At 72.4% G+C, this 3,005-nt stretch carries 4 protein-coding genes; 2 read left to right on the forward strand and 2 right to left on the reverse strand.

The genetic code is table 11. The features are described 5' to 3' along the window. The coding region (locus E1284_RS39785; protein ID WP_131945294.1) for a response regulator transcription factor at positions 1-224 on the reverse strand (224 nt) is incomplete at its 3' end. A gap of 52 nt (positions 225-276) precedes the next feature. After that, positions 277-1,503 (reverse strand): sensor histidine kinase, encoded by a 1,227-nt coding sequence (locus E1284_RS39790; RefSeq protein ID WP_243715034.1) that lies wholly within the window; start codon positions 1,501-1,503, stop codon positions 277-279. A 244-nt stretch (positions 1,504-1,747) separates the two neighbouring features. Here E1284_RS39790 and E1284_RS39795 point away from each other — a divergent pair, with 244 nt between their 5' ends. Together E1284_RS39795 and E1284_RS39800 are read left to right on the forward strand one after the other, a co-directional pair. Further along, entirely contained in the window at positions 1,748-2,533 is a 786-nt protein-coding gene (locus tag E1284_RS39795; RefSeq protein WP_207924228.1) for a hypothetical protein, read from the forward strand. A 211-nt stretch (positions 2,534-2,744) separates the two neighbouring features. Further along, positions 2,745-3,005, forward strand: a 261-nt coding sequence (locus E1284_RS39800) for a hypothetical protein (RefSeq protein WP_131945295.1), incomplete at its 3' end; no start/stop codon positions are given.

Here is a 3,005-nt window from a genome sequence, read left to right on the forward strand (position 1 = left end):
CGGGCGCGGAGTCGTTCGGTGGCGGCTAGGCCGTCGAGGGTGGGCATGCGGATGTCCATCAGCACCACGTCCGGGGCGTATGCGTCGACGGCGGCGGCTACTTCGCTTCCGTCGCCGGCCTCGCCCACCACGGCGATGTCCGGCGAGCCGCCGATGACCATGGTGAGGCCGGCCCGCACGAGCGGGTCGTCGTCGACGATGAGGACCCGCACCGGTGCGTTCACGCTGGGCTCCTTGTCCGTGCTCACCTGGGTCGGAGGCCGGTTCCGACCGCGATCAGAGGGTAGGCCACGGTAGCCAGGCCCTGAGCCGGAAGTCACCGGCGGGGGTGGGGCCGTGTTCGAGGCGTCCGCCGGCGAGGGCGGCCCGTTCGGTGAGCCCGATGAGGCCGATGCCGGCGCCGGGGATGCCGGCAGGGCTGGTCTCGGCCGGGTAGGGGTTGCGGATCTCGACGGTTACGCCGTCGCCTGGGGCTGCCCGGACGGTGACGGCCACCTCGCCGTCGGGGGCGTGCTTGCGGGCGTTGGTCAGCCCTTCCTGCACGATCCGGTACGCGCTGCGCCCCACACCGGCCGGTACGGCGGAAAGCGCGTCGGTCTGCCAGTCGAGCCGTACCCGCATCCCGGCGCGCCGCGATTGGTCGACGAGGTCGGGGAGGTCGGCCAGGGTGGGCTGCGGCCGTTCCGGCGTCTCGTCGGACCGGTCGACACCGGTGCGGAGGACGCCGATCACCTCCCGAAGGTCCTCCAGCGCCTGGTAGGCGCTGTCGCGGACCACCCCGGCGGCACGGGCGACCTCCTCGGGCGCGGCGTCGGGGCGTAGCTCCAGCGCCCCGGCGTGCAGGCTCAGCAGGGACAGGCGGTGGGCGAGCATGTCGTGCATCTCCCGGGCGATCCGGTTGCGTTCGCCCTGGCGGGCTTCGGCGACGCGCAGTTCCTGTTCGGCCTCGACCCGCCCAGCCCGCTCCCGCAGCGACTGGCGCCGGGACCGTACGAACATGCCCCAGGCGAGCACCGCGGCCGCGAGGACGATGCCCAGCACGATCTCCGACGGGGACCCGGCTGGGACGTCGGGCCGAACCAGCAGCGTCAGGAACGGTACGAGCGCGTACCCGGCCACGATCGGGGCGACCACCGCGAAGCGCCGGTGCGCCGCGACGGTGAACAGCGCGACGAGCGCCGCGCCCGCCGCCGACGTCGAATAGACGCTGACCAGACCCACGACCACGGCCAAGCCGACCGGCCGGCGTCGGCGCAGCCACACCCCCAGACTGCACAGGCCGCCGAGGACGAGGTCGACAGTGAGCGGGACTGGTGCGATGTGTTGCGCGAGGCCGTCGCCCAGGGCGAGCACCGTGAGGCCGACGGCCAGCAGGAAACACGCGGCGTCGACCACCCGGCCGCGGATCGTGCGCCCGGCCGGGCGTACCGGATCGTGGTCGGCATCGCTGGTCACGCCCGCCGGTAGCGGACTCCGATCCTGCGGGTCCGCCGGGACCATCATGATCGAAGGGTACGGCCGGGTCGGGCCCCACGGCATCCGACCAAAGTCGATCCCGCGGTGTAGACCTTCGGCCCACCACCATCGTCCTGGGCTCGAAGCGGCGTATCCGGCCGCTCCAGCAATCTGTTCCACATCACCGGAACGGACAGCCGAAGAAGACTCCGAAACCAATTTCCGACCATTCCTGCGCCAACGAATGACGTGGTGTTGCACCGATCATCCGACCGCAACGAAGGAGTGAGAGATGAGATCACCGCATAACGCCGCCACCGCGCTGGAATCCCTGCACGTGCCCGTGAGCGCGGCAGCGGCAGGGCCTACCCCGACCCGAGCGCTCCGAGAGCGGGTCGTGGGCGCGACGGCGATCGGGTTGGCAGCGTCGGTGGCGATCCAGAACGCGGTGGTGGTCTGGGCCGGAGCGCCAGACTACGGGGCCCCGATCAAGGAGGTGCTCGCCTTCCACGCGGAGCACCGGGTCGCGGTCGCGATCGCGGTCGGCCTGGAGGCACTGAACCTGCCGCTGCTGCTCGGGTTCCTGACCGGTCTCCACGGGCTCGTCGAGCGCCGCGGGCGTGCGGGCGCAGACTGGTCGCGCCTCGCGGTGGCCGCAGGCGCGACCCTCTCGGCAGTCTTTGCGCTCTACGCCGTCCTGTGGAACGGTGTCGTGCTGTCCGCCGGCGAACTCGCCGAGCCGAGCCCGGAGTTCGAACTCGCCTGGCAATTGCATGCAGCAGCCTTCGCGTTGGCGCTGCCGGCGCTCGGCACCACATTCATCGGCGCTGCGCTGGCGGCGCATGCGAGCCGGCTGACGCCGCCGTGGCAGCGTCTGCTCGCAGTGGCCGGGGGAGGCCTGCTGCTCGCCGCCGGGACGGCCAACCTCGCGATCGCGGACGGCTCACCGCTCCTCTTCGTGGGGATACCCGGCTACGCCGCCTGGCTCGTGTGGCTGCTTGCCACCGGCGTACGGCTGGTGCGCGCTCGAACCGCTGGCCGTCCTGACGACGCATCGACCTCCGACGAGGAGGGATGATGGGAACCGACATCGAGGCAGCTGCGGTCGCCGCGCGCTTGGGGCGTCCGCCGGCCGTGCGCCGGGGGTGCGATTGCCGATGCCGCGCTCGAGTTCGAGGGGAGCGGCAGTGGGCGTTCTCGGTAGCAGCGGCGGGCCTCGCCGCCCTGGGCAGGCAAGGCGGGCGAGCGCTCGCCTTGATGCCGCCGCACGGTCCGCGGCGGGATAGCTGATGGCCGGCGCGGACGGCCCCTGCCTCCTGTGCCTGTCCGGCTGCAACCCCGCAGCCGCGTCCATGGAACTCGACCCGACCCTCACCGCCGCCAAACGCAGCGCCGGATACCTCCGCGACGCAGCCGACCAGCCCACCCCGAGCGTGATCTTCCTCGACCAGGCCATCGCCGGCATCGCCCTCGGCGAAGCCCTCAACCTCCTCACCGGCTGGCACCGCCCACGCCCCTACACCCTCATCGACCTGACCGGCCCCGCACTC

Origin of the sequence: Actinomadura bangladeshensis (genome assembly GCF_004348335.1) — a bacterium.
Classification (GTDB): domain Bacteria; phylum Actinomycetota; class Actinomycetes; order Streptosporangiales; family Streptosporangiaceae; genus Spirillospora; species Spirillospora bangladeshensis.